General features: G+C 58.9%; 6 protein-coding genes. 5 read left to right on the top strand and 1 reads right to left on the bottom strand.

The window, feature by feature from the left end:
• Positions 1 to 50: 50 nt before the first annotated feature.
• A complete protein-coding gene (locus PMI23_RS15230; RefSeq protein WP_007918694.1) occupies positions 51 to 1,427 on the bottom strand; it encodes a glutamine synthetase family protein in 1,377 nt (458 codons plus the stop codon).
• 282 nt (positions 1,428 to 1,709) lie between these two features.
• On the opposite strand from PMI23_RS15230, the gene PMI23_RS15225 reads away from it, so the two are divergent.
• From PMI23_RS15225 to PMI23_RS15205, 5 genes are all read left to right on the top strand, one after another.
• The gene (locus tag PMI23_RS15225) at positions 1,710 to 2,471 is read left to right on the top strand and encodes a gamma-glutamyl-gamma-aminobutyrate hydrolase family protein (protein ID WP_007918691.1); all 762 of its coding nucleotides are present in this window, start codon (positions 1,710 to 1,712) and stop codon (positions 2,469 to 2,471) included.
• Positions 2,472 to 2,842: 371 nt separating this feature from the next.
• Complete coding sequence (locus PMI23_RS15220; RefSeq protein WP_007919249.1) at positions 2,843 to 3,985, top strand: ABC transporter ATP-binding protein; 1,143 nt, start codon at positions 2,843 to 2,845, stop codon at positions 3,983 to 3,985.
• A 29-nt stretch (positions 3,986 to 4,014) separates the two neighbouring features.
• Positions 4,015 to 4,896 carry an ABC transporter permease subunit gene (locus PMI23_RS15215; protein ID WP_371042493.1) on the top strand — a complete coding sequence of 294 codons (882 nt, stop codon included), beginning with the start codon at positions 4,015 to 4,017 and terminating at the stop codon, positions 4,894 to 4,896.
• On the top strand, positions 4,893 to 5,768 hold the full coding sequence (locus tag PMI23_RS15210) for an ABC transporter permease subunit (protein ID WP_007919252.1): 876 nt from the start codon (positions 4,893 to 4,895) through the stop codon (positions 5,766 to 5,768). The genes PMI23_RS15215 and PMI23_RS15210 overlap by 4 nt, the downstream gene beginning before the upstream one ends.
• Before the next feature lie 151 nt (positions 5,769 to 5,919).
• Positions 5,920 to 7,017: a polyamine ABC transporter substrate-binding protein gene (locus PMI23_RS15205; RefSeq protein WP_007919260.1), complete on the top strand. Its 1,098-nt coding sequence runs from the start codon at positions 5,920 to 5,922 to the stop codon at positions 7,015 to 7,017.
• The last annotated feature ends 116 nt before the right edge of the window (positions 7,018 to 7,133 follow it).

Genomic DNA, 7,133 nt, shown 5'->3' with positions numbered 1-7,133 from the left:
GGGAGAGGGTTAGGGTGAGGGGCTCTTCAGCTTTTGAGGGCCTCAGCCAATCACACCGTATGCAGATACCAGTTGTACTCAAGGTCTGAAATCGAGTTCTCGAACTCGGCCAGCTCGCTCTCTTTACACGCGACAAACACGTCGATGTACATCGGGTCGATGTAGCGGGCCATGACTTCGCTGTCGTCCAGCTCGCGCAGTGCATCACGCAGGTTGTTCGGCAGGCTCTGTTCGTTCTGCTCGTAGCTGTTGCCTTCCACCGGGGCGCCCGGTTCGATCTGATTGGTCAGCCCGTGGTGAATACCGGCCAGCACCGACGCCATCAGCAAGTAGGGGTTGGCATCGGCACCGGCGACGCGATGCTCGATACGCACGGCGTCGGCCGAACCGGTTGGCACACGGACCGCAACGGTGCGGTTGTCGATGCCCCAGCTCGGCGAGTTCGGTACGTAGAACTGCGCGCCGAAGCGGCGGTACGAGTTGACGTTCGGGCAGAGGAACGCCATTTGCGCGGGCAGGGTCTCCAGCACACCGCCGATCGCGTGACGCAGTGCGGCGTTCTGCTCGGGATCCTCGCTGGCGAAGATGTTGTTGCCTTCTTTGTCCAGGATCGAAATGTGCACGTGCAGACCGTTGCCCGCCTGGCCCGGATACGGCTTGGCCATGAAGGTGGTGTCCATCTCGTGGTCGTAGGCGATGTTCTTCACCAGACGCTTGAGCAGGACGGCGTAGTCGCACGCCTTGATCGGGTCGGAGACGTGATGCAGGTTGACTTCGAATTGCGCCGGGGCGCTTTCCTTGACGATCGCGTCAGCCGGAATGCCCTGCTCTTTCGCGCCTTCGAGGATGTCTTGCAGGCAATCGACGTATTCGTCGAGATCGTCGATCAGGTAAACCTGAGTCGATACCGGACGCTTGCCGGACACCGGCGAACGTGGCGACTGTGGACGACCGTTCACGTTGTCCTGGTCGATCAGATAGAACTCGAGTTCGAACGCGGCGCAGATGGTCAGACCGAGGTCGTCGAATTTGCGTACGACGTTGGCCAGCACTTCACGCGGGTCAGCGAAGAACGGCTGGCCTTCGATCTCGTGCATGGTCATTAGAAGTTGTGCGGTTGGGCGCTTCTGCCACGGCTCGATGCTCAGGGTGCCGGGGATCGGATAGCAAATGCGGTCAGCGTCGCCGATGTCCAGACCCAGGCCGGTGCTTTCCACCGTGGAGCCGTTGATATCGAGCGCGAAAAGCGAGGCCGGCAGGTTGATGCCTTTCTCATAAACCTTATGAAGACTGGTGCGTTCGATGCGCTTGCCGCGCACCACACCGTTCATATCCGCAATCAGAAGGTCGACGTACAAAACCTCAGGATATTTCTTAAGGAATGCGTTTGCTTCGTTGAGTTGAACGGTACGCAGAGGGACCGACATGATGCACCTATTTAGCTGTTAATTATTATGTTCACTGCTGTTTCGCCGAGCCAGTCAACCCGAACGGCAAAGTGAAGTCAATAGCGAACAGATGGCCGCGCAGGGTTTATTTTTCGGGCTTTTTTTAACACTCGCGTGCCAATACAGGCGCCACAGACCCTGAAATCATGAAGATATGATGAACGGCGTTTAGAATTTTTTACATGACAGTTGTTAATTAAAATCAACGAGGCTAAGCTCCGGAAAAGCTCGTTCAAGTGTCAAACTTCGAGGTGAATAAAAATGGCATTCAAGCCATTGATCGGCGTTACTGCGTGCGTCAAACAGATTGGCCTGCACCCCTATCACATCAGCGGCGACAAGTACGTACGTGCTGTCAGCGTTGGCGCTGAAGGGCTGCCAGTGGTCATTCCTTCTCTTGGCAACCTGACTGAAATCGAAGACCTGCTCGGTCAACTCGACGGCCTGTTGCTGACCGGCTCGCCCTCGAACGTGGAACCCTTCCACTATCAAGGCCCGGCCAGCGCCCCCGGCACGGATCACGATCCGGCGCGGGATGCCACCACCCTTCCTTTATTGCGTGCAGCCATTGCGGCGGGCGTTCCGGTGCTCGGTATCTGCCGAGGCTTCCAGGAAATGAACGTGGCGTTCGGCGGTAGCCTGCATCAGAAGGTGCATGAGCTGCCGGGCATGCTCGATCACCGCGAAGCCGATAGCCCGGACGTGGCGGTGCAATACGCACCGGCCCACGCCGTGACCGTACTCGCTGGCGGTGTGTTCGAAGCACTGGAGCTGCCGGGCGAGTTCCAGGTCAACTCGATTCACAGCCAGGGCATCGACCGCCTCGCGCCCGGCCTGCGCGCCGAAGCGGTGGCGCCGGACGGTTTGATCGAGGCGATCTCGGTCGAGCACAGCCCGACTTTCGCCCTCGGCGTGCAATGGCACCCGGAATGGCAAGTGCTGGACAACCCGAACTACCTGAAGATTTTCCAGGCATTCGGCGCGGCTTGCCGGCAACGGGCGGCGCGGCGCAACAAACGCTGACACAACCCAAAAGATCACAACGATTTACTGCCCCCACGGACGTCGGGTGTGCCTGCGCACATCCGTCATTCGTGAACAGCAACACCCGTAATAACAACAAGTACGACCCAGGCAGCCAGGACGGCGGCGCCGACCAAGCCGGATCGGTAAGTGCAATACCTGTCAGAACAATGCAAAACCCTGTGGGAGCTGGCTTGCCAGCGATGAGGCCGTCACCTTCAACATTAATGGTGACTGACCCACCGCCATCGCTGGCAAGCCAGCTCCCACAGGGTATTGCGGCGATTCGACCGGAGCAGCGCTTACAGGCTTGCAATCCACTTAAGCCCGGCCACATTGGCCAGGCGAACGAAACCTGTTGGGAGTTTCACATGGCAAACGCCTCCAGCACTTACAGGAAGGCACTTGAAGGTCATCAGCAACCGAAAAAGGTGCTGGTGAAAGTCGATCGTGTCACCAAGAAGTTCGACGAAACCGTGGCCGTGGACGATGTGTCCCTGGAGATCCATCAGGGCGAAATCTTCGCTCTGCTCGGTGGCTCCGGTTCGGGCAAATCGACCCTGCTGCGCATGCTCGCCGGTTTCGAGCGCCCGACCGAAGGGCGGATTCTGCTCGACGGCGTGGACATCACTGACATGCCGCCGTACGAGCGGCCGATCAACATGATGTTCCAGTCCTACGCGCTGTTCCCACACATGACCGTCGCGCAGAACATCGCCTTCGGCCTCAAGCAAGACCGTTTGCCCGCCAGTGAAATCGACGCCCGTGTCGATGAAATGCTGCGTCTGGTGCACATGACCCAATACGCCAAACGCCGCCCGCACCAGTTGTCCGGCGGCCAGCGCCAGCGCGTCGCCCTCGCCCGCTCGCTGGCCAAGCGTCCGAAGCTGTTGCTGCTCGACGAGCCGATGGGCGCGCTGGATAAAAAGCTGCGCTCGCAGATGCAACTGGAACTGGTGCAGATCATCGAACGCGTCGGCGTGACGTGCGTGATGGTGACCCACGACCAGGAAGAGGCCATGACCATGGCCGAGCGCATCGCGATCATGCACCTCGGCTGGATCGCTCAGATCGGCAGCCCGGTCGACATCTATGAAGCACCGGTCAGCCGCATGGTCTGCGAATTCATCGGCAACGTGAACGCCTTCGACGGCACTGTGGTGGAAGACCTTGAAGGTCACGCGATCATTCACAGCCCGGACTTGCAGCAGAAGATCTACGTCGGTCACGGCGTCAGCACCTCGGTGCAGGACAAGTCGGTCACCTACGCGATCCGTCCGGAAAAAATGCTCGTCAGCACCACCCAACCCGAGTTCCGCTACAACTGGTCCGAAGGCAAGGTGCATGACATCGCCTACCTCGGCGGTCACTCGGTGTTCTACGTCGAATTGCCCGGCGGCAAAATTGTCCAGTCGTTCATGGCCAACGCCGAGCGCCGTGGCGCGCGCCCGACCTGGGACGACAAAGTCTACGTCTGGTGGGAAGACGACAGCGGCGTGGTACTGCGCTCATGAGAACCTTCAATCAGCAATTCCTGCGCCTGGTGCCCAGCGGGCGAAAACTGGTGATCGGCATTCCGTTCATCTGGCTGTTCCTGTTCTTCATGCTGCCGTTCTTTCTGGTGATGAAGATCAGTTTCTCGGAAGCCGCACTGTCGATCCCGCCGTACTCGGAGATCTACACCTACGCCGAACAGAAATTCCAGCTGCTGCTGAACATCGGCAACTACACCATGCTCGGCGAAGACGAGCTGTACCTGTCGGCCTACCTCGGTTCGCTGAAGGTCGCGGCGCTGAGCACGATGATGTGCCTGCTGATCGGTTTCCCGATGGCCTACGCGATCACCAAGACCGGCAAGGAAACGCAAAACGTCCTGCTGCTGTTGATCATGATGCCGACCTGGACCGCGATCCTGATCCGCGTTTACGCGTGGATGGGCATCCTCAGCAACAACGGTTTGCTTAACGCATTTCTGATGTGGACGGGGCTCACCGATCACCCGATCGAGATCCTCAACACCAACACGGCCGTGTATATCGGCGTGGTCTACGCCTACCTGCCGTTTATGGTGTTGCCGCTGTACGCCAACCTCGTCAAGCACGATGGCAGCTTGCTGGAAGCCGCGCAGGATCTGGGCTCGAGCAACTTCAACAACTTCTGGAAAATCACCGTGCCGCTGGCCAAGAACGGGATTATTGCCGGCTGCATGCTGGTGTTCATTCCGGTGGTCGGTGAGTTCGTGATTCCGGAACTGCTCGGTGGCCCGGAGACGCTGATGATCGGTCGCGTGCTGTGGCAAGAGTTCTTCAATAACCGCGACTGGCCGGTGGCGTCTGCGCTGGCGGTGGTGATGCTGTTGATCCTGATTGTGCCGATTCTGCTGTTCAACCGCAGCCAGGCCAAAGAGATGGAGGCACGGGGATGAAACGCTTCGGTTTTTCCAAGTTCATGTTGATCTTCGGCCTGATGTTCATTTATCTGCCGATGCTGATTCTGGTGATCTACTCGTTCAACGCCTCGAAACTGGTGACGGTGTGGGGCGGCTGGTCGGTGAAGTGGTACGTCGGTTTGCTCGACAACACGCAACTGATGGGCTCGGTAGTGCGCTCGCTGGAAATCGCCTGCTACACCGCGATCGCTGCCGTCGCGTTGGGCACCCTCGCCGCTTTCGTGCTGACTCGCGTCACGCGCTTCAAGGGTCGCACGCTGTTTGGTGGTCTGGTCACCGCGCCATTGGTAATGCCTGAGGTGATCACCGGCCTGTCGCTGTTGCTGCTGTTCGTGGCGATGGCGCAGTTGATCGGCTGGCCGCAGGAGCGTGGCATCGTCACGATCTGGATCGCCCACACCACGTTTTGTGCCGCTTATGTCGCGGTGGTAGTCTCCGCCCGCCTCCGCGAGCTGGATCTGTCGATCGAAGAAGCGGCGATGGACCTCGGTGCGAAACCGTTCAAGGTGTTTTTCCTGATCACCATTCCAATGATCGCGCCGTCGCTGGCCGCGGGCGGGATGATGTCGTTTGCCTTGTCGCTGGATGACCTGGTGTTGGCCAGCTTCGTTTCCGGACCAGGTTCGACGACGTTGCCGATGGAAGTGTTCTCGGCGGTGCGTCTGGGCGTGAAACCTGAGATCAACGCCGTGGCCAGCCTGATTCTGCTGGCGGTGTCGCTGGTGACTTTCCTGGTCTGGTACTTCGGCCGCAAGGCAGAAGCCAACCGCAAGCGGGCGATTCAGGAAGCGATGGATCAGACCGCAAACGAGTCGTGGCGACCACAGCAACAAGCCGCCACCGCATAACCCTGTAGGAGCTGCGGCACGCTGCGATCTTCTGATCTTGATGTGAAAGATCAACAGATCGCAGCCTCGTTTCACTCTCCTACAACACATCTGGCGCTGTTAACCGAGTTTTGGCTTTGTGTTTTTGAATAAAAAGAATGGAGTTGTACCAATGAAAATGTTTGGCAGGACTCTGCTGACACTGTCCTTAATGGGCGCGATGGTCATGGGCGCCCAGGCCAACGACAAGGTGCTGCGTGTTTACAACTGGTCCGATTACATCGCGCCGGACACCGTCAAGAAGTTCGAAGACGAGACCGGCATCCGCGTGACCTACGACGTCTTCGACAGCAACGAGACCCTTGAGGCGCGTTTGCTGGCGGGCAAGTCCGGCTACGACCTGGTCGTGCCGTCGAACAGTTTCCTGGCCAAGCAGATCAAGGCTGGCGTCTATCAGACCCTGGACAAATCGAAGCTGCCGAACTGGAAGAATCTCAACCCGGTGCTGTTGAAAAACGCCGCCGCCAGTGATCCGGACAACGCTCACGCGTTCCCGTACATGTGGGGCTCGATCGGTATCGGTTTCAATCCGGCCAAGGTCAAGGAAGTGCTCGGCGCCAACGCCCCGACCAATTCCTGGGACTTGCTGTTCAAGCCGGAAAACGCTGAAAAGCTCAAAGCCTGCGGCATCAGTTTCCTCGACTCGCCGACCGAAATGATCCCGGCCGCCCTGCACTACCTGGGCTATCCGGTGAACGACAAGGACACCGCGCACATCAAGGAAGCCGAGGCGCTGTTCATGAAGATTCGCCCGAACGTGGCGTACTTCCATTCCTCGAAATACATCTCCGATCTGGCCAACGGCAACATCTGCGTGGCGGTCGGTTACTCCGGCGACGTGCTGCAGGCCAAGGCCCGCGCCGTGGAATCGGGCAACAACGTGGTGATCGACTACAGCATTCCCAAGGAAGGCGCCGGCAGTTTCTACGACATGGTCGCCATTCCGCGTGATGCGGCGAACGTCGACAACGCCTACCTGTTCATGGACTTCCTGATGCGTCCGGACATCATCGCCGAGATCACCAACAGCAACGGCTACAGCAACGCCAACGCGGCGGCCACGCCACTGGTGGATGAAGCGATCCGCAACGACCCGGGCTCGTACCCGTCGCAAGCGGTAATGGCGACGTTGTATGCGGTGCCGGATCAGCCGATTGCGACACAGCGGATCATGACCCGTGGCTGGACCCGGGTGAAACTCGGTAAGTAAGACTACGGAGTTGGAGTTCCAACAACCCTGATGAACATGTGGGAGCTGGCTTGCCAGCGATGACAGTGGGTCAGGCAAAGGTGATTCGGATGTGCTGACCCCATCGCTGGCAAGCC

Origin of the sequence: Pseudomonas sp. GM24, from assembly GCF_000282235.1 — a bacterium.
In the GTDB taxonomy this organism is placed as follows: Bacteria; Pseudomonadota; Gammaproteobacteria; order Pseudomonadales; family Pseudomonadaceae; genus Aquipseudomonas.
The sequence above is the reverse complement of the archived record's forward strand: the minus strand, read 5'-3'. Positions and strand labels throughout refer to the sequence as shown.